This window comes from Aliamphritea spongicola, assembly GCF_017051665.1.
Lineage (GTDB): Bacteria > Pseudomonadota > Gammaproteobacteria > Pseudomonadales > Balneatricaceae > Amphritea > Amphritea spongicola.
This window is the reverse complement of record NZ_JAFIDL010000044.1, coordinates 1-376: the sequence shown is the minus strand read 5'-3', so window position 1 is coordinate 376 and position 376 is coordinate 1. Positions and strand designations below refer to the sequence as shown.

The following is a 376-nucleotide window of genomic DNA, read 5'->3' as shown; positions in this document are numbered from 1 at the left end:
CAGCCACATCACTGACGCGTTGCCGATGGGCTGCGTGCTGACGCTGCCGGCCACCGGTTCAGAATCCAACAGCGGCGCGGTGATCACCCGGAAGAGCAGCGGCGACAAGCAGCACTTCTTCTCACCGCTGGTGCAGCCGCGCTTCGCCGTGCTGGATCCGGTGGTGACCTACTCGCTGCCGCCGCGCCAGGTAGCCAACGGCGTGGTCGACGCCTTCGTACACACCCTGGAACAGTATCTGACCTACCCGGTCGACGCCAAGGTGCAGGATCGCTTCGCCGAAGGCCTGCTGTTGACCCTGCTGGAAGACGGCCCGCGCGCGCTGGCCGAGCCGGAGAACTATGCGGTGCGCGCCAACGTGATGTGGAGCGCCACC

At 66.8% G+C, this 376-nt stretch carries 1 protein-coding gene; it reads left to right on the top strand.

Going from position 1 to position 376, the window contains the following annotated elements:
* A partial coding sequence (locus JYB63_RS22660; protein WP_205660194.1) for an iron-containing alcohol dehydrogenase occupies window positions 1-376 on the top strand: 376 nt, incomplete at both ends.